Here is a 17,353-nt window from a genome sequence, read left to right as displayed (position 1 = left end):
CTAATCCCCCCGCATCAGCAGCGCGACCTGCTCGCTCATGATGCCGCCGTTGCCGGTCACGAACGCGGTGTGGCAGTCGGGCACCTGCGCGTCGCCGGCCCGGCCCATGATCTGGCGTGCACCGTCGACCACATGATGCATGCCGCCCGCCATGCCGGCCTGCCCAAAGGACAGCTGGCCGCCGGCGGTGTTGAGCGGGAAGTCGCCGCGATAGGTCAGGTCGTGTTCCTTGATCCACGGCATGCCTTCGCCTTTCGCGCAGAACCCGGCGTCCTCCAGACTCATCAGCACCGTGATGGTGTAGCAGTCGTAGATCGACGCGACGTCGACGTCGGACCGGCTCAGCCCGGCCATCGCGAAGGCCCGGTCGGCGGCGCGCGCGATCGGGGTGGACAACAGGTCCTCGGCATAGGTGGGGGTCTTGAAGGCGATGTGTTCGCCGAAACCCTTGATCCACACCGGGCGGTGGCGGCCGCGGCGGGCGATGTCGGCGTTGGCGATCAACACGCCCACTCCCCCGTGCACGCGCATCACCGTCTCCAGCATGTGGATCGGGTCGGCGATCATTGGGCTCTCGAGCACGTCGTTAACCGTGATGGGGGTGCCGTGAAACACCGCGCCGGGGTGCGCGCACGCGTTGGTCCGTTGATCCACGGCGATTTTGGCGACCGCGGCGGGGTCGTAACCGAATTCCGCCGCGTATCGCTGGGCGATCTGGGCGTAGGGCGCGTTCTGGCCGACGTTGCCGTAGGGAATCTCGAATTCGGCCTGCGGCGAGCCGTAGTTGTTCGACGACGCCCCATACCAATTCGGGTCGGGCGCGGGTCGCCGCTGTGACTGGGGCAGGGACGCCGACCCGGGCACCACGGCCAGCGCCGCGTCGCAGATACCGAGTTCGACGGCCGCCGCGGCCCGCCAGATCATTCCGGCGGAGGTGGCCCCGCCGAGGTCCACGCGCTCACCGAAATCCAGTGCAAGACCCAGGTATTCGCACAGCGTGGCCGGCGCGAACATGGCCGATTCGGCAATGCCGTGGGTCAGCAGGCCGTTGACACGGCCGGGATCGACCCCGGCGTCCTCGATCACCAGCTTCGCCAGCGCCGCGTACTGGTCGAGGGTGAACAGCGGCGCACGGGTGAGACGCCGTTCGGCGGGCAACTCCGCGATCCCGACGATGGCCGCCTCGCCGCGCAGCCCGGTCACGGCCGGTCTCCCCGCAACGGCAGCTCGACCGTCGCCATTCCCGGCATCAGTATCGTGTCGTCGCGACGCCCGGCGATGATGAGGTCGACCAGCCCGGTTCCCTTGTCGGTCAAGCGTTTACCTGTGATCTCGCCGCCGAAGCTGAGCGGTTCGCCGGGATACGCGACCGCCCGGTTCTGCACCGAGAAGGACACCAGTCGCCCGCGCCCGCCGATCCAGTCCCCGAGGGCGCGGGCCAGCAGCGCCGCCTGCAGCGGGCCGTGCACCAGGACGTTGTCGTATCCCTCGGTGTCGCGGGCCCACTCTTTGTCGTAGTGAATGCGGTGGCCGTTGTAGGTGGCGGCGCTGAAGAAGAACATCTGGGTCTCGTCGACGGTGAGGGTCAGCATGGGGAGGTGCTCGCCCACCGCGACGTCTTCATAGCACAGCTGCGGATCGGTCATGACACTCTTCCTAGGGGCGGGCGATCATCGACGTCGACGCTTCGGCCAACAGGTCGCGATGCTGGTTGCGGTATACCGTGTGCCAGGTGACGAGGACGAATTTGCCGGAGCGGCCCTGCTTTTCGACGATCGACTCGATGGTGCGGACCATCTCGATCTCGTCACGGTGATAGGCGGGCAGGTGAAACGTGAAGCTCTCCCCGCCGGCCATCCGCTTGGGGGCGCGGGGGAACGCCAGACTGCCGGAGACCGCACCCGACGATCCGTCGGGACGCAGCGACTCGAGCGGCGACACGCCGAGTATCGCGTACTGCAGAAACAGCGGCGGGCAGATGACGTCGCGATATCCATTGGCCCGGGCGTAATCCGCGTCGAAATACAGCGGGTTGTGGTCACCGACCGCCGCGGCCCAGCGTTGCCAATCGCGCCGGTTCACCTCACCGGTCGCCGACGCGGCGACCGTGCCCACTCGCGACGCCGATTCCGGGTCGATCAAACTGTCCTCGCTCAACGGCGCTCCCCTTCGGCTGCCTCGTCGTCCATGGTCTGCTCCAGCCAGGCGGCGGCGACGTCGGCCCCGCCGCCGAATGTGGAGCCGAGCCGTGCCCGCTCGCTCCATAGGTGCAGGTCGGTCTCGGTGACATAGCCCATGCCGCCGTGCAATTGGTGGGCGTCCAGCGTGATCAGCCGGGCCGCGGTGGCCGCGTGCATGCGCGCGATCGCCGTCTCCTTGCTCGCGACGCGGCCGCGTCCCAGCCAGAACACCGCCGCGTGCGCGGCCAATCGCGCCGCCGCCACGGCGATGTGCATGTTGGCGATCAGGTGCTGGGCCGCCTGAAACGACGCGATGGGCCGGCCGAATTGATGACGCAGCTTGGTGTAGTCGACGGTGCGCTCCAGCACCGCCTGGCCGACGCCGACCAGGTCGAGTGACCACAGCGCCACCGCGGTGTTGGCCAGCCGGCGCAGCGCGGTCGCGGTCACCCCGTCGAACGCCGCGTCGGCCGTGACGTCATCGAAGCCGACGGTGAATGCGCGGAGCCCACCGGCCATGTCGAGCGGTTCCACGTTGACACCGCGGACGTCGACGACGAAGACCTTGGGCCGCCCGGTCGCCACGGCCGCCACCACGATGAGATCGGCGACGTCGGCGTCCAGGACGTAGTCCGCGGTTCCGGTGAGCCGCCAGTTGTCCCCGGCGAGATCGGCGCGAAGCACCGGGGCGACGAGGGCGGCGTCGCGGGCGTTCCAGAGCGCGGTGGTGGCCCGGGCGCTCCCGGACGCGAGCGCCGGCAGCCAGCGGGACTTGAGGTCCGGGGAGCCGAGCTGGTCGATGGCCAGCGCGGCCTGAACGCTGCTGTGCACCGTCGTCGGGCATAGTGCGCGGCCGGCCTCGGTGTAGAAGACGGCGAGGTCGTCGAGGGAGCCGCCGGCCCCGCCGTACTCCTCGGTGATGGCCAGGCCGAAGACGCCCACGTCGGCCAGCGCCTTCCACAGCGACGGGGTGCCGCGGTCCGCGCCGGGTTCGTCGAGGGCGCGGACCAGACCGATCGGGTTCTCGGCGGCCAGCAGGGCGCGTAACGCCGAGGCGAACTCGCGCTGTTCGGCGGTGGGGATCGTCTTCATAGGCGCTGCGCGAGGCTCCCGTCAGCGTCCATAGGACGGCATTCCGTGCCCGCGCTGGGCGATGATGTCGCGCAGCACCTCGTTGGTCCCGCCGCCGAAGCGCATCAGCGGGGCGGTCCGGTAGAGCCGCTCGAACTTGCCGGCCAGCGGGGCCCGTTCGCTGCGATGCGCCAGCAGGCCGTCCGGGCCGAGGAGATCGAGCGCCAGGTCGGCGATGCGCTGGCGCAGCTCGCTGGTGAACACCTTTTCGACGCTGACCTCGACGGTGGGTATGACGCCACTGTCGAGGATCGACGCCGCCTCGTAGCCCATCAGAACGGCCACCGCGACGTCGGCCTCGGCCTGCGCCAGCCGACGGCGCAGCGACGGATCGTCGGCGGGCACGGTCCCGTCGCGCCGCGGCCGGCGCGCCAGCTCGTGCAATTCCTCGACGGCGCGGCGCAGGTCCCCGGCGTTCGTCAGCGCACCGCGTTCCAGGTCGAGCGCACCGGTGATGTAGGTCCAGCCGCGGTTGACCTCGCCGACCAGATTGGTGACCGGTACCCGCACGTCACGGAAGTGCACCTCGTTGGTGCGATAGCCCGACCAGGCGTACAGCGGGCGGATTTCGACGCCCGGGCTGTCGATCGGCACGATGATCACCGAGATGCCGCGATGCCGGGCTGCGGCCGGATCGGTACGGACGCAGAGCCATTCGTGCGTCGCGCGCTGGGCGCCGCTGTTCCAGATCTTGGTGCCGTTGATCACCCATTCTTCGCCGTCACGAAGGGCACTGGTCCGCAGGCTGGCCAGGTCGGTTCCCGCATCGGGTTCGGAATAGCCGACCGCGCAGATCATTTCGCCCCTGGCGATCAGGGGCAGCCATTCGGTCTTGTTGCGCCCGGTGCCGTGCCGCATGATCATCGGCGCCACCGACGTCACGGTCAGGTCGGGTCCCGGCACGCCCCAGTATTCGAATTCGCTCATCAGCAGATGCAGGTGAATGGCGCCGAGGCCCCGTTCGCCGGCAAGCCCGCCATACTCGCGCGGCCAGTTCAGCCCGAACCAGCCCTTGGCCCCGATCTTGCGCCGAAACCGGGCAACCTCGCCACCGGGGAATTCCAAGTCGTGCTCGGCGAGCTCGGCGCGCACTTCCGGGGTGACGTTGTCGTGCAGGAATTCACGAACCTCGGTGAGCCAGGCGCGCTGCCCGGCGTCGAGTTCGAAATCCATTCCGGCGCCTGTGCCTTTCTGCATGCTTTTCACCGAGCAGCGTCAGCGTAACGCGACGGCGTGATGGCGCAGGGAATTCCGCGGTTGCGGCACGCTCGCCGCCGACGGCGCTGACTGTAAATACGCTGTCAAACTCCCGTTAATTCACGTGGACGCTATCGCGGTTATCCGCGCCAGCTGCGAAAATTCTCAGATCGGCCGGTCGACGCGGACCAGGCATTCTGCCCAGCCCGAGGGAGAAGTCATGCCAACTATTGAGATGCGCCTCCGCGAAGATTTGCGCAACTACGCCGTCGAATTGCGGCAACTGGCGTACACGTTGCCGCTGGGCGTGGGCGAGCACGATCTGCTGCAGCTGTCGGACCGCATGCGTGCCGCCGCCGAGGAGATGGTCCGCAGGCGCGCCTGACGGTCCCGCCCTCAGCCGCTCCTGAGGCGGATCTTCCAGCGCACGAAACCCAGGTAGACGGCGCTGATGACGAACAGCATGCCGACGTCGAACCACCACGTCGCCGGCGTGTGCCGCCAGTGCGCATCCTTCGGGGTCAGCGGGCCGGGCACCAACTTGGTCAGGTCGGCCGTCGACGCCGACGCCGCGAATCCCCACCGCGCCGGTGTGGCCCACGACATCTGGTCGAGCCCGATGCGCGCGGTGACCGGAATCATCCCGCCGGAGAACACCAGCTGCGACATGACCGCCACCACCAGCAGCGGCATGATCTGCTCGTTGGACTTCGCGACGGCCGACAGGGCCAGGCCGAGCATGGCCGACGCGACACACGTCAGCGCGACGTCGGCGAACAGCTCCAGGGCCGGCTTGCCCAGCGCCACGGCCCCCTGCGTGGGGGCGCCCTTGCCAAGCACCGCGATGATGCTGACGATCGCCGACTGGACGATCGCGAAGACCGTGTACACGCAGACCTTGGCCAACAGATAGGCCGACGTGGACAGGCCGACCGCCTGTTCGCGCAGGAAGATGGCGCGCTCGCCGATGAGGTCGCGGATGGTCAGGGCGGTCCCCATGAACACCGCGCCGACGTTCAGCAGCACCAGGATCTGCCCGGGCTCGTTGGGCGCGGCGCCCATCGGGTTCGGGATGCCGAAGCCGACGTCGCCGGGCACCGACATGGACAGCGAACCCATGATGAACGGCAGGAGCGCCAGGAAGACGAAGTAGCCGCGGTCCGAGACGATCAGTCGCATCTGGCGCCGGGCGATCGTGGAGAACTGCCGGAGCAGGCTGGTGTGTGCGGGATCGCCCAGCTCGGCGGGTTTCTCGGCGGGCGGCGGAGCGGGCGGCGGACCCGTGCGGGCCAGGTAGCGCGCGCGGGACCCGTCGGGGTCATTGGCGACGGTGCTGAAGATGTCGGCCCAGTTGGTGGTGCCCATGGCCGGCCCGATCTGGCTGGGCGGCCCGGAGAACGCCGTCTTGCCGCCGGGGGCCAGCAGTAACACCTGGTCGCAGACGTCCAGGTAGGTCAGCGAGTGGGTGACCACCAGCACCACCCGACCGGCGTCGGCCAGCTGCCGCAGCATGGTCATCACCTGCCGGTCCAGCGCCGGGTCCAGGCCGGAGGTCGGCTCGTCGAGGATCAGCAGCGACGGCCCGGTGAGCAACTCCAGCGCCACCGACGCGCGCTTGCGCTGACCGCCGGACAGCTTGTCGACCCGGGTGTGCAGGTGCTGGGTCATCTCGAGTTCTTCAAGTACCCGGGCCACCACCTGGGCGCGGTCGTCCTTCGTGGTGTCCGGCGGCAGCCGCAGTTCCGCGGCGTACATCAGCGCCTGCTGCACGGTCAGCTGGCCGTGCACCACGTCGTCCTGCGGCACCATCCCGATCCTGCTGCGCAGCGACGCGTATTCGGCGTGGACGTTGTGGCCCTCGAACGACACCGTTCCGGTCGTCGGGTGCGTGTACCCGGCGATCAAGCGGGCGAAGGTCGACTTGCCGGCGCCGGACGGCCCGATGATCGCCGTCAGCGTGCCGGGAAGCGCGGTCAGCGAGATGTTGTCCAGCAGCGATTTGTTGCCCTCGATCGTCCAGGTCACCCCCCGCACGTCGAGGCCACCGCTGCGCGTGGCGGTCGCGGCCTGGTCGCGGCGGGCCAGGTTGCCGCCGTGGAAGACCAGGTCGATGTTGCCGATCGTGACGACATCGCCGTCGTGCAGCACGGCCGAATCGACCCGCACGCCGTTGACGAAGGTGCCGTTGATACTGCGGTTGTCGTGGATCTCGGTGCCGGTGGGCGTCGGGACCAGGGTGGCGTGGTGACGCGACGCCAGCACCTCGGGGATGACGATGTCGTTGTCGTTGGCGCGCCCGATCTTGATCGCACCCGGCACGTCCGGCCCGGCCTTGCCCGGCCGCAGGATCTTCATCATCGACGTCGCGAGGATCGACGAGTCGCCGCCGATGCGGCCCGCCTGGGACGCCGCCGGCGCAGCGGTGGTCGGTGGCGCCGCGTGCATCGACGTCGACCGGTATATCTGCGGCGCGGGCTGGACTCCGCTGGGCGGCGCGCTCGGGAGGCCGCCGGTCGGGTATCGCGGCTGAGGTCCCGACGGATAGCTCGGCGTGGGCCCGCCGGCCGGCTGGCTGGGTTGCCCGGCGGTGGGCGGATGGACGGGGTGGCGGAACGATGCCGACGCCGGCTGCTGGGGCTGCCCGGGAGGCGGCGCGCCGAACGGCGCGCTCTGCGGCGCCCGCGACAGCGGTTCGCTGGGGTTGCTGACGATCGGTATCGACGTCGTCAGCGGGGGCCGCCCGGCCGAACCCTGATGGCGGCCGACCTCGAACGTGAGCGCCGGGCCGTCCGGATTGCCCATGTTGACCCGCAGGCCGTCCTGGATGTCGACGGCCGGGACGCGGCGATTGTGCAGATAGAGGCCGTTGAGGCTGCCGTTGTCGACGGCGATCCATCGCCCCTGGTCATACCGCACGATCAGGTGGCTGCGGGAGATCAACGGGTGGGCGACGCGCAGGTCGGCGCGCAGGTCGCGCCCGATCACTACGTCGTTGCCCGGCGCGAAGGTGCGTTCGGCTCCGTCGTACCGCACGGTCAGCGCAGGCGGGGCAGGTGAGGTCATCAGCACCAACTGTAACGGCAGCGGCGCGACTTATCCGCCCAGTTCTTCGTCGGGCACCGTTTCGCGCGATCTCCCGCGGGCGCGGGCCGCGAGGCATGGCGCGGTTGGGACAGAGCGGCGAACGTCAGCGAACCTGCTTGCGGTGCAACGACTTCCGCAGCCTTCAACCGGCCACCGCGGCGTTGCGCAGGCCGGTGACGCTGGGGACCTTGGCGCGAGCGGCGGTGACGTCCTTGATGAAGTCCCCGAGGTATTTGATGGCGCGCCTGCCCTCGGGCAAAATGTCTGCGGCCAAAGGGAAGTCGTGGATCTGTCCGTCCCACAGGTGAAGATCGCAGTGAATTCCGCTGGCCTCCAAGCGCTTCGCCATCAGCTCGGCATCGGCGAGCAGCAACTCGTCGGAGCTGGCGTGAATGGTGACCGGCGGCAACGACGACAGGTCGGCGTCCACCGGAGAAGCGACCGTGGAGTCGCCCTCGCCCTCCACAACCTGTGCGTTACTGAGGAATTGGGCGAACCGCGAGAAAGCCCGGCGGGTGAACATCGAGCACTTGCGGGCGTTGCGGTGCTTGAGTTTCCGCACCGGGTCGGCATCGGTGAACGGCGAGACGGTCGCGACGCCGGCGGGCTCCATGATTCCGTCCTGGATCGCCAAGAGCGTGGTCATGAACGCCAGGTATCCCCCGGCGGAATCCCCGGCCACGACGACCCGGTCGCCCTCGTAGCCACGATCCTGCAGCCAGCGCAGGCCGCTGATCCCGTCGTCGATGGCATCGGTGATCTGATGTTTGGGCAGCTTTCGGTACGCGACGGCGAGGATGGCGGCATCGGCTTCCTTCGACAGGCGGGTAACCATGGAACGGTGGGTGTTCAGGCCACAAGTCAGGAATGCGCCGCCGTGCAAGTACAGAATCGCGCGCTCCCCCGACACGCCGGGGGCGCGAACCCACTCGGCGGCACAGTTGTCCAAGCGCAGCGCTTCAATTGTCGCCGCGGATCCGAAACGCGGGACCAATCCCACGACACCGTCGACGTGCTCGAGCGGCCAATGCAGGTTCGGCGTCATGGACCACGCGCGGATCGCGTTCTTCACGATCAACCGGCTGGCAAGCCCCACGGCCACCGACTGCGGGCTGTGGCGGCGATGAACGCGCCTCGTCGTCGTCGCGCTCGGCAATATATGTGTCGGTTCGGCTGCACTCACCATTGGGTTTCAACCTCCTAAGTGGGGGGCGGGTACCCGCCGCCGCGGATGGTTAACTGCAAAAAGTCATCCGGCGGATGTTGGGTACGTCACTGTTTACCGACCATAGAGATGGGTATCACTCGTCCTCTGTCTCGCGGTCTCCGCGCGGGCGCCGTCGGGCTGGACCGGCTGTAGCCGAGGTCTCCGAATGGCCCAAGATATGAACGATGACACACGCTGGGCGGGCTGATCCGCTGCTGACCGGCCGGGTCGCGGTCGTCACGGGCGGCGCAGGAGGAATCGGCGCCGCGACCGCACGGCTGTTCGCCGACCACGGCGCAGATGTGGTCATCGCCGACATCGACGCCGGCCTCGCCGATGCGACCGCCACCTCGATCACCGAATCCGGTGGGTCGGCCCTGGCGGTCATCGGCGACGTCCGGAACCCCGAGCACGTGACCAACCTGGCGCGGACCGTCCTGGACCGGTTTGGCAGGGTCGACGTGCTGGTCAACAATGTGGGCCACTGGCTGCGCCATCCCGGCAACTTCGTCGACACCGATCCGCAGCTGTGGGACGACCTGTATCGGATCAACCTGCACCACGTCTTCCTGCTCACCCACGCGTTCCTGCCGGCCATGGTTGAGCGCCACGCCGGCGCGATCGTGAACGTCTCGTCGGTCGAGGGGCTGCGGGGCTATCCGGAGGACCCGGTGTATGCCGCGTTCAAAGCCGCCGTCATCGCGTTCACCCGCAGCCTCGCGGTCCAGGTGGGCAACGACGGGGTCCGGGTCAACGCGATCGCACCGGACGTCACCGAGTCCCTGCAAGTGCCCTATTCGCAATGGCTTTCGGACGAGGAGCAAGCGCAGTGGCCGCAGTGGGTCCCGGTCGGGCGGATGGGCCTGCCCGAGGATCAGGCCAGGGTCATCCTGTTTTTGGCCTCGGACCTCTCGGCGTTCGTGACCGGCCACGTTATCCCCACCGACGGCGGCACCGGCGCGGCCGGCGGGTGGTTCCGTTCGGCGCGCCGGCCCGACCGGCAGTGGACCAATCGGCCCAGCGCCCCCTGATCAGGCTCTGATCATGTATAGCCCAGCGCGGCGTTCTCCGCGCGGATGCGTACGGTGAGCACCAGCGCGTTGGCGGTACTGAACACGATCGCGGTCAACCACGCCGAATGCACCAGCGGCAACGCCGCCACCTCGGCCGCCACCGCGAGGTAGTTGGGGTGCCGGACCCAGCGGTACGGCCCCTGCCGCACCAACGGTGCGCCCGGGATCACGATCAGCCTCGGGTTCCAATGCTTGCCGAGCACGCTTACGCAGCGCCAGCGGACGACGGTGCTGAGCAGCACGATGCCCAGCATCGGCCAGCCCAGCCATCCGATGAACGGCCGACCCAGGCTCCAGGTCTCGACGATGCACGAAACCAGAAGCAGTGCATGCATGCTGACCATCGCCGGATAGTGATCACGCCCGAATTCCTTGCCCCCGTGTGTCATTGACCATCTGGCGTTGCGCTGGGCGACAGCCAACTCGACGAGGCGTTCGGCGCCGACGGCGAGAACGAACAGGTAGTAGTACATGGCACCGTTCCCCGTCACCATTGCAGCAGTAGCAGCTCGAAGCAGAAACCCGGCCCCATCGCGAGCATCACACCGAAGGCGCCCTCGCCCGGGGGCTCGGCGACCGTGCGGCGCAGCACGTCCAGCACCGACGCCGAAGACATGTTTCCGTTATCGCGCATCGAGTTTCGGCTGTGTCGCAGGGCTTCGGCAGGCAGACCGAGCGCGTTGTCGATCGAGTCGAGGACCTTCGGGCCGCCGGGGTGGCAGACCCACGTCGAAATGTCGGCGGTGGAAAGCCCGTTCACGGCCAGGAATGCGTCGACCTCGGCGCGCAGGTACTCGTCGGCCATCTTCGGGACGTCGCGCGACATCACAAGCTGAAATCCGCTCGAACCGACGTTCCAGCCCATCACGTCGACGGTCTCCGGGACGACGCGGCTGCGGGTCGCCAGTATGCCTGGACCAGTCGCGCTGTCCGACACAGGGATTCGGTCCGCCCCGACCGCGACGACGGCGGCGGCACCGTCGCCGAACAGCGACACCCCGATGAGCGCGGGGATCGAGGTGTCATCACGCTGCAGCGTCAGCGAGCACAGCTCGACCGACAGCAGCACGGCCACGTGCCCGGGATACCCGTGCAGGTAGTCGTGGACGCGCGCCATTCCGGCGGCGCCGGCCACGCAGCCGAGCCCGAACAGCGGGACACGTTTGACGTCGGGCCGCAACCCGATTCGCGTCATCAGCCGCGCATCGATGGTGGGCACGGCGATTCCGGTGCTGGACACCATCACGATGGTGTCGACGTCGCGCGGTGCCACGCCGGCGGTCGCCAGTGCCGAATTGATCGCCCGCTCACCGAGATCGACGGCCACCTCGAGGTAGGCGTCGTTGGCTTCGGTGAAGCCACTCAGCGTCGGGTAACGCGACAGCGGCAGCGCGAGGCTGCGCTGGTCGACGCCCGCGGTCTGCGCGAAACGTAAGAAACCCGGATCGGTGAACCCGGTGAGTTCGCGTGCGACATCGTCCTGGTTATAGCGGTGCGGCGTGAAAGCCACCGCGGTACCTGCGATCCGCGGCGCGCCGCACCCGCGGCCCGCTGCCCGATGCGGGAATGGGGAATACCTTGTTGCAGTCATGCCTATGCCGACGACCGCCACCCCGTAAAGGGTTCACCGAAAGAGCGCCGGGGTGAGATGAACCACAGACTGGCGCTTGGCGTTAACTTGCAGGAGGGGATAAAGGCTCATGGGACTTTAGAGTTTGTGCGCCGGGCGGAATCGGGCCTGATCGTCGATGATCGTGACCGGGATGCCGTTGAGCACCATGTTGCCGGATGGCTCGTCGAGAAACATTGGCGGGGACAGCACATTGGTGTTCGCGCCGGGCGAGTTGTTGGCCACCGACATGCGGGTGCCCGGCTTGCCATGTCCCCCCAGCCATGGGGCATCGAGACCACGCCGGGCCTGATGGACTCGGTGACCTCGACGGGAACTTTGATCTCGCCTGCTTCCGACTTCACCGTCACGATGTCGCCGTCGGCGATGCCGCACCGGACCGCGCCGTCGGGGTGAATCAGCAACGTGCACCGGTCCTTTCCCTTCATCAGCGCCGGAACGTTGTGCAGCCAGGTGTTGTTCGAGCGCAGGTGCCGGCGGCTCACCAGGACGAGCGGCTCGGCCGGACGCTCCATGCGCGCGGCCAGCCGGGGCAGGTCGTCGAGTAGGTATTGCGGGGCGAGCCGGATCTTCTTGTCGGACGTGGCGAGGATGTCGGGCAGTTGCGGCACCATCGGACCGAAGTCGATGCCGTTGGGGTTGGACTTGAGCATGTCCAGGGTGAGCCCGCCCGGGTTCTTGCCGTACTGGTCGCCGAACGGTCCGGTCCGCAACGTGAGGTAGAGCATTCGCTCGGGTCCGCCGTGGTCGTAGAGCTTGCGGATCTGCGCGCCGTCGAGCTCGCGGGTGAAGGCCAGGTAGTCGAAGAAGCCGTCGTCGATCGCCGCGACTCCACGTCCTTGGCGGGGGTGCCGGTGCACAGGCCGGTCAACCGGATCAGGATCTCCCATTCGTGCGGGCGATCGCCCGGATCGAACACCGGGGCCGAATAATTCGCGATGCTGTGGATCGCGAAGAGCAGGATCAGATCGTCGTGGTGCGGCTGCTCTAGCGGCGACAGGCCGGGCAGGATCACGTCCGCGTGCCGCGTCGTCTCATTGAGCCAAAGGTCAACGGAGATCATCGCTTCCAGCATCGGCAGCACTTCGTCGAGCTTGTCGCCGGCGGGGTGGACAACACCGGGTTGCCCGCGACCGTGATCAGCGCCTTGAGCTGGCCGTCGCCCGGCGTGGCAATCTCCTCGGCCATGCAGGACACCGGCGCCTGACCTTCTTGTGTTCGGAAAGGTGGGCGCTGACCAGTTCGTCCCCGCCGGGCGTCGACCGCAACGCCACCCAGACCACGCTGACCTGGGGGCTGCCGTCCGGATTTATGGTGACCAGGGTCGCGTCCGCACCCTTTCCGATGAGCTCGCGCGCGGCGTCGTTCAGTCTCATGTGTTGTTCGACAGCCGCGGGCGGCGATTCATTCTCCGGTCGCCGAGATGGCGGTGGCCCGGCCACGCCTGTGACCGGGCCACCATCGACTGCCGTTACTGTTCGGCTTTCTGGCGAGCCTCGTTGATGTCGGCGGCCTTGCGGGCGCTTTCGGCCTCGGCCTCTTTCTGGGCCGCCTCTCGTTGCGCGTCGGCCTTGTCCTGCTGAGCCTTGCCCTCTCGCATCAGGTCATCGCGGCCGGCAACCGCGCCGGCGACTTCCTTGACCTTGCCCTTGACTCCCTCGACGATGCCCTCGATGGCTTCCTCGGGACCACTCTTGTCCGACATGCGTTCTCCCTCCGTGTGGCGCACGACGCCCGTGTCGTGCGCTCGCCCCCCTTCTATGCCCAACCGGCGCATTCACGAAACGTGACCGGCGAGTAGCCTGCGCCACAGTCCCGAGCCGCCGGCCCGAGCTTACCGGCGGCCCACGCAGCGGGCCCACGTTCGCTCTGGTCAGCCTGCGGCCCGAAATTGCTTTGCCGTCGAACATAATTGACGACCCTGCGGCGACTGCGATGCCTACCCCGCCGCCTCATCACCGCGACGGCGCCGAAAGCGCTTACCCTGGTGGACCGAGGAGTCGGCGGCGGGGCGAGGAGTCGTGACGGTGGAAATGTGGGAATTGGTTGCCCGCGAGCGAATCCGGGATACCTTGGCGAGCTACAACTGGTCCGGCGACGCGGGCCGGCTCGACGGCCTTGCGGCGACGTTCTGCGTCGACGGCATCCTCGAAATTCGGGATTTCGAGCCCTTGCGCGGGCGTTCGGAGATCGCGGCCTTCCTGGACGGTGTCACGGGAAAGGTCGCCGCCGAGGCCGCGGTCAAACCGATTGTGCGCCATAACGTCGCGAACGTGTTGTTCACCGAGGTGACACCCGGGCAGGCCCGGGTCGACTCCTACTTCACCGTGGTCACCCACATCGGGCTCGACCACTCCGGCCGCTACCGCGACGTCCTGGTACCCGAGGGTGACAGCTGGCTGATCAAGCACCGCAAGGTCTCGATTGACTGGGCGGCGCCCGATTCGGCCATGGCCCGCCGGCCCACCGCAGGACAGTGATCGCGGTGCGGCGAGCGCACCAAACCTATTGCCCACGCGGGTATTTCACTGTGAGCGCCGGGGAGGCGCCGACTACGGCCGCTGCTGACACCGATCGAGTGGTGGCGTATCTGCTGGTTCGGCTGACCATCGAGGCGCTGCTGCTGGCCGGTGCGCTGACCCGCGCGCCCGTCATCGCCGGCGGCCTGGTGATGATCGTCTTGGTCCTGGACGCGGCCTCGATCGAGCACTTCAGCGCATCGGCGATCAGCTCGTGGACCGGCTGCTCGCGGCCGGCGGTCCACCCGCGCCTAACTGGCCGCGCCATGCGTCCGCGGAGTAGCGATTTCGTTAAATGTACCGGCACGATGTTTGCCGAACGCCCCGCAACGGCTACAGGTAAGAGTCACACCAAATAAGTTGCGGCCGCCCCGATCGTGCGTCCCCTCAGGAGCTCCGGGATGACCGCCGGTCACGTGACCAGCGGTCATGGCCGCGAAAAAGAGACGAGCAATTATGCAACGACTCAGTGGGTTAGACGCGTTCTTCTTATACCTGGAATCACCGACGCAGCCCTTGAATATTTGCTGTGTCCTGGAGCTGGACCCGATGACGATGCCGGGGGGCTACAGCTTCGATCGCTTCCGTGAGGCGCTGGGGGCGCGGGTGGATTCGGTGCCCGAATTCCGCCTCAAGCTGGCCGACAACCAACTCAACTTCGACCATCCGGTGTGGGTGGACGACGACCGGTTCGATCTGGCGCGCCACCTTCATCGCGTCGCGCTGCCCTCGCCCGGCGGCCCGAAAGAATTAGCGGACATCTGCGGCCACATCGCCGGACTGGCGCTGGACCGGGATCGTCCGCTGTGGGAAATGTGGGTGATCGAAGGTCTGCACGGCACCGACGGCTTGTCCGTCGTCCTCAAGGCCCACCACGCGGTGGTCGACGGCGTGGGCGGGGCCAACCTGCTCGCGCAGTTGTGCAGCGTCGCACCCGACGCCCCGGCACCGGAACCGGCCGAGCGCAGCGGAGCGGCACATCCGCTGCAGATCGCGGCCAGCGGGCTGATCGGCGCGGCGCTGCGGCCGTGGCGCCTGGCCAAGGTCGTGCCGGCGACGGCGCTGACGCTGGCGGCAACGCTACTGCGCGCCCGCGGCGGTGGGCACACCATGGCCGCCCCGTTCGCGGCGCCGCCGACGGCGTTCAACGGGCCGTTCACCCGGCGCCGCAACATCGCCTTGACCAGCGTGGACCTCGAGGACGTGAAAAAGGTCAAACGCCGGTTCGGGGTGACCGTCAACGACGTCGTGACCGGGCTGTGCGCCGGGGCGCTGCGGCAGTTCTTCCAGGACCGCGACGCGCTGTCGGGCATCCCGTTGGTCGCCAGCGTGCCGGTGTCGGTCCGTGGCAAGTCCAGCCGGCCGGGCCGCAACCAGATGACCTGGATGCTCTGCCGGCTCGAAACCCACATCGACGACCCGGTCGAGCGGCTGGCCAGCATTGCCGCCGGAAACGCCGCGGCCAAGGACCACGTCGCCGCGATGGGCCCGAGCCTGCTGCACGACTGGACGCAGGTGGCCGGACAGACCCTGTTCGGCGCCGCCATCAAGCTGCTGCCTCGCATCCCCCTGCCCGACAGACCGCCACACAACCTGGTGATGTCCAACGTGGCCGGCCCTCAGGACCAGCTCTACTTCCTGGGGTGCCGGCTCGACGCGATGTATCCGCTCGGCCCGATCATCGCCGGCGCCGCGCTGAACATCACAATGATGTCGCTCAACGGCAGGCTCGGCGTCGGGATCATTTCATGCCCCGACCTGGTTCCGGATCTCTGGGGCCTTGCCGACGGGTTCCCCGCGGCGCTCAAAGAGCTGTTGAATTGCGCCGAGCCCGCCGACGACCGGATCTGAGCGGCCCGGTCAGCGGAACCCCGTCCACCCTCGCCGTCTCGGCATGGCAGGGTGACAGCCGTGGCGGACACTTCTGAACCGACGACCATCGCAGCGCAAGACCTGCGTGAAATCGGCACCGAAAAGGGCGTTTTGCGCTACTACGACAGCGGCGGCCCGGAGTCCGGTCCGGTGCTGCTGTTTCTGCACGGGTCCGGCCCCGGTGTCACCGGCTGGCGCAACTTCCGCGGGGTGCTGCCCGCCTTCGCCGCCCGCTATCGGTGCCTGATCCTGGAATTTCCCGGTTTCGGCGTGAGCGACGACTTCGGCGGCCATCCGATGGTGACCGCGTTCGGCACTGTGTCGCCCTTCCTGGACGCGCTCGGTGTCGAGCGGGTGCACATCGTCGGCAACTCGATGGGCGGCGGCGTCGGCATCAACTTCGCCACCCACAATCCGGACCGCGTCGGTCGGCTGGTGACCATCGGCGGCATCGGCACGAATATCTTCAGTCCCAGTCCCAGCGAGGGGATTCGGCTGCTGCAGGAGTTCGTCGAGGACCCTACGCGGCAACGGCTGGTCGACTGGCTCAAATCAATGGTCTACGACCAGGCGCTGGTCACCGATCAGCTGATCGAGGAACGCTGGGAGTTGGCCACCGACCCCGACACCCTGGCTGCGGCGCGACGCATGTACGGCAAGGCGGCGTTCGCCGGGATGAACGCCGCGCTGAACGCCTCCGACCGGCCGCTGCCGTGGGCGACCATGCACAAGCTCACCGCGCCCACCCTGCTGACGTGGGGCCGCGACGACAGGGTGAGTCCGCCGGATATGGCGCTGATCCCGATGCGCACCATCCCCAACGCGGAGCTGCACATTTTCCCCAACTCGGGTCACTGGGCGATGATCGAGGCCAAGGAGGCGTTCGAAAGCACGGTGCTGGCGTTCCTTTCGCGATAGGTAGCGGCGATCGCGAGCGCGGCGTAGCCGGGCGAAGCGGGTCCCGCCATCAGGATCAGCCCTCTCCCGCAAGGCCTTTCGTGAGCAGAGCGTGCGCGTCGGGGTTACCGTCCAGTACCCGGCTGGTGCGGGTGGCGATCCGCCAGTCACCGTCGATCCGCCGCAACACGAAATGGTGTGCGGTGGCCCGCCACACCCGATAGCCGTCGCCGTCGCGGACGAGCACCAGCGATTCGCACACCGCCACCGCCGCGTCACCGTCGACCGTGACGACACACGGCCCGAGGAAGTGCGAGCAGCCCTTGGCCACCAGCTTCTGGTGGGCCTGCGAGCTGATCATCGCGTGCACGTCGGCGCGGCCCTCCATGCGCCAGCCGTCCACGTCGTACACGCCATCGGTGGCCCAGAGACTCGCGGCGGCGTCGGCGTCGCCGGCGTCGACCGCGGGACCGTATGAGGCGATCAACCGGGCGATGTCGCGTTCGTCCTCGAGCCGGCGCACCCGGGCCAGCAGCTCGTCGATGTCGGTCATGGGGTTCTCC

Annotated in this window: 17 protein-coding genes and 2 pseudogenes; 6 read left to right on the top strand and 13 right to left on the bottom strand. The window is 68.2% G+C overall.

Annotated elements, in window-relative coordinates; genetic code table 11:
- The 5 genes from G6N50_RS05150 to G6N50_RS05130 are packed head-to-tail and all read right to left on the bottom strand — an operon-like array spanning window position 1 to window position 4,484.
- Complete coding sequence (locus G6N50_RS05150) at window positions 1-1,203, bottom strand: thiolase family protein (protein WP_083095218.1); 1,203 nt, start codon at window positions 1,201-1,203, stop codon at window positions 1-3.
- A complete protein-coding gene (locus G6N50_RS05145) occupies window positions 1,200-1,646 on the bottom strand; it encodes a MaoC/PaaZ C-terminal domain-containing protein (protein ID WP_083095219.1) in 447 nt (148 codons plus the stop codon). The genes G6N50_RS05150 and G6N50_RS05145 overlap by 4 nt, the downstream gene beginning before the upstream one ends.
- Window positions 1,647-1,656: 10 nt before the next feature.
- A complete protein-coding gene (locus tag G6N50_RS05140; RefSeq protein ID WP_083095220.1) occupies window positions 1,657-2,157 on the bottom strand; it encodes a MaoC family dehydratase in 501 nt (166 codons plus the stop codon).
- Complete coding sequence (locus G6N50_RS05135; RefSeq protein ID WP_083095221.1) at window positions 2,154-3,272, bottom strand: acyl-CoA dehydrogenase family protein; 1,119 nt, start codon at window positions 3,270-3,272, stop codon at window positions 2,154-2,156. The genes G6N50_RS05140 and G6N50_RS05135 overlap by 4 nt, the downstream gene beginning before the upstream one ends.
- A 21-nt stretch (window positions 3,273-3,293) precedes the next feature.
- Window positions 3,294-4,484, bottom strand: coding sequence for an acyl-CoA dehydrogenase family protein (locus G6N50_RS05130; RefSeq protein ID WP_083095222.1), 1,191 nt, complete (start codon window positions 4,482-4,484; stop codon window positions 3,294-3,296).
- 244 nt (window positions 4,485-4,728) lie between these two features.
- Between G6N50_RS05130 and G6N50_RS05125 the strand changes: the two genes are divergently transcribed.
- Window positions 4,729-4,893, top strand: coding sequence for a hypothetical protein (locus G6N50_RS05125; protein ID WP_158086071.1), 165 nt, complete (start codon window positions 4,729-4,731; stop codon window positions 4,891-4,893).
- Between the two features lie 11 nt (window positions 4,894-4,904).
- Here G6N50_RS05125 and G6N50_RS05120 read toward each other — a convergent pair whose 3' ends face one another.
- Window positions 4,905-7,571: an ATP-binding cassette domain-containing protein gene (locus tag G6N50_RS05120; RefSeq protein WP_083095284.1), complete on the bottom strand. Its 2,667-nt coding sequence runs from the start codon at window positions 7,569-7,571 to the stop codon at window positions 4,905-4,907.
- Between the two features lie 163 nt (window positions 7,572-7,734).
- Complete coding sequence (locus tag G6N50_RS05115) at window positions 7,735-8,778, bottom strand: alpha/beta hydrolase (protein ID WP_083095223.1); 1,044 nt, start codon at window positions 8,776-8,778, stop codon at window positions 7,735-7,737.
- Window positions 8,779-8,984: 206 nt separating this feature from the next.
- On the opposite strand from G6N50_RS05115, the gene G6N50_RS05110 reads away from it, so the two are divergent.
- Entirely contained in the window at window positions 8,985-9,830 is an 846-nt protein-coding gene (locus tag G6N50_RS05110) for an SDR family NAD(P)-dependent oxidoreductase (RefSeq protein ID WP_083095224.1), read from the top strand.
- Window positions 9,831-9,841: 11 nt separating this feature from the next.
- On the opposite strand, the gene G6N50_RS05105 is transcribed toward G6N50_RS05110, so the two are convergent.
- From G6N50_RS05105 to mbp1, 5 genes and pseudogenes are all read right to left on the bottom strand, one after another.
- Window positions 9,842-10,345: an isoprenylcysteine carboxyl methyltransferase family protein gene (locus G6N50_RS05105; protein WP_083095285.1), complete on the bottom strand. Its 504-nt coding sequence runs from the start codon at window positions 10,343-10,345 to the stop codon at window positions 9,842-9,844.
- A gap of 14 nt (window positions 10,346-10,359) precedes the next feature.
- The gene (locus G6N50_RS05100; RefSeq protein WP_179970095.1) at window positions 10,360-11,382 is read right to left on the bottom strand and encodes a type III polyketide synthase; all 1,023 of its coding nucleotides are present in this window, start codon (window positions 11,380-11,382) and stop codon (window positions 10,360-10,362) included.
- Between the two features lie 198 nt (window positions 11,383-11,580).
- Window positions 11,581-12,783, bottom strand: a pseudogene (locus tag G6N50_RS05095) (molybdopterin dinucleotide binding domain-containing protein); the annotation flags it as partial.
- Window positions 12,693-12,878: pseudogene (locus tag G6N50_RS29230) on the bottom strand (PPOX class F420-dependent enzyme); the annotation flags it as partial. The pseudogenes G6N50_RS05095 and G6N50_RS29230, both read right to left, overlap by 91 nt.
- Window positions 12,879-12,973: 95 nt before the next feature.
- Window positions 12,974-13,207: a microaggregate-binding protein 1 gene (gene mbp1, locus G6N50_RS05085; RefSeq protein WP_067836020.1), complete on the bottom strand. Its 234-nt coding sequence runs from the start codon at window positions 13,205-13,207 to the stop codon at window positions 12,974-12,976.
- A 322-nt stretch (window positions 13,208-13,529) separates the two neighbouring features.
- Between mbp1 and G6N50_RS05080 the strand changes: the two genes are divergently transcribed.
- The 4 genes from G6N50_RS05080 to G6N50_RS05065 all read left to right on the top strand — a co-directional run bounded on the left by G6N50_RS05080 (window position 13,530) and on the right by G6N50_RS05065 (window position 16,811).
- Window positions 13,530-13,982, top strand: a complete 453-nt coding sequence (locus G6N50_RS05080) for a nuclear transport factor 2 family protein (RefSeq protein ID WP_083095287.1) — start codon at window positions 13,530-13,532, stop codon at window positions 13,980-13,982.
- 50 nt (window positions 13,983-14,032) lie between these two features.
- A complete protein-coding gene (locus tag G6N50_RS05075) occupies window positions 14,033-14,380 on the top strand; it encodes a hypothetical protein (protein WP_142275560.1) in 348 nt (115 codons plus the stop codon).
- A 97-nt stretch (window positions 14,381-14,477) separates the two neighbouring features.
- A complete protein-coding gene (locus tag G6N50_RS05070) occupies window positions 14,478-15,872 on the top strand; it encodes a WS/DGAT/MGAT family O-acyltransferase (protein ID WP_083095226.1) in 1,395 nt (464 codons plus the stop codon).
- A 60-nt stretch (window positions 15,873-15,932) separates the two neighbouring features.
- On the top strand, window positions 15,933-16,811 hold the full coding sequence (locus tag G6N50_RS05065; protein ID WP_083095227.1) for an alpha/beta fold hydrolase: 879 nt from the start codon (window positions 15,933-15,935) through the stop codon (window positions 16,809-16,811).
- A 55-nt stretch (window positions 16,812-16,866) separates the two neighbouring features.
- On the opposite strand, the gene G6N50_RS05060 is transcribed toward G6N50_RS05065, so the two are convergent.
- Window positions 16,867-17,343, bottom strand: coding sequence for a nuclear transport factor 2 family protein (locus G6N50_RS05060; RefSeq protein ID WP_083095228.1), 477 nt, complete (start codon window positions 17,341-17,343; stop codon window positions 16,867-16,869).
- Between the last annotated feature and the right edge of the window lie 10 nt (window positions 17,344-17,353).

Source organism: Mycobacterium mantenii (assembly GCF_010731775.1).
GTDB lineage: Bacteria > Actinomycetota > Actinomycetes > Mycobacteriales > Mycobacteriaceae > Mycobacterium > Mycobacterium mantenii.
The sequence above is the reverse complement of the archived record's forward strand: the minus strand, read 5'-3'. Positions and strand labels throughout refer to the sequence as shown.

Bases quoted from the DNA above. Each gene is read 5' to 3' on its own strand.
- G6N50_RS05130 (WP_083095222.1), bottom strand. From the start codon at position 4,484: ATGGATTTCGAACTCGACGCCGGGCAGCGCGCCTGGCTCACCGAGGTT.
- G6N50_RS05115 (WP_083095223.1), bottom strand. From the start codon at position 8,778: ATGGTGAGTGCAGCCGAACCGACACATATATTGCCGAGCGCGACGACG.
- G6N50_RS05110 (WP_083095224.1), top strand. From the start codon at position 8,985: ATGACACACGCTGGGCGGGCTGATCCGCTGCTGACCGGCCGGGTCGCG.
- G6N50_RS05060 (WP_083095228.1), bottom strand. From the start codon at position 17,343: ATGACCGACATCGACGAGCTGCTGGCCCGGGTGCGCCGGCTCGAGGAC.
- G6N50_RS05125 (WP_158086071.1), top strand. From the start codon at position 4,729: ATGCCAACTATTGAGATGCGCCTCCGCGAAGATTTGCGCAACTACGCC.
- G6N50_RS05145 (WP_083095219.1), bottom strand. From the start codon at position 1,646: ATGACCGATCCGCAGCTGTGCTATGAAGACGTCGCGGTGGGCGAGCAC.
- G6N50_RS05105 (WP_083095285.1), bottom strand. From the start codon at position 10,345: ATGTACTACTACCTGTTCGTTCTCGCCGTCGGCGCCGAACGCCTCGTC.
- G6N50_RS05135 (WP_083095221.1), bottom strand. From the start codon at position 3,272: ATGAAGACGATCCCCACCGCCGAACAGCGCGAGTTCGCCTCGGCGTTA.
- mbp1 (WP_067836020.1), bottom strand. From the start codon at position 13,207: ATGTCGGACAAGAGTGGTCCCGAGGAAGCCATCGAGGGCATCGTCGAG.
- G6N50_RS05120 (WP_083095284.1), bottom strand. From the start codon at position 7,571: ATGACCTCACCTGCCCCGCCTGCGCTGACCGTGCGGTACGACGGAGCC.
- G6N50_RS05070 (WP_083095226.1), top strand. From the start codon at position 14,478: ATGCAACGACTCAGTGGGTTAGACGCGTTCTTCTTATACCTGGAATCA.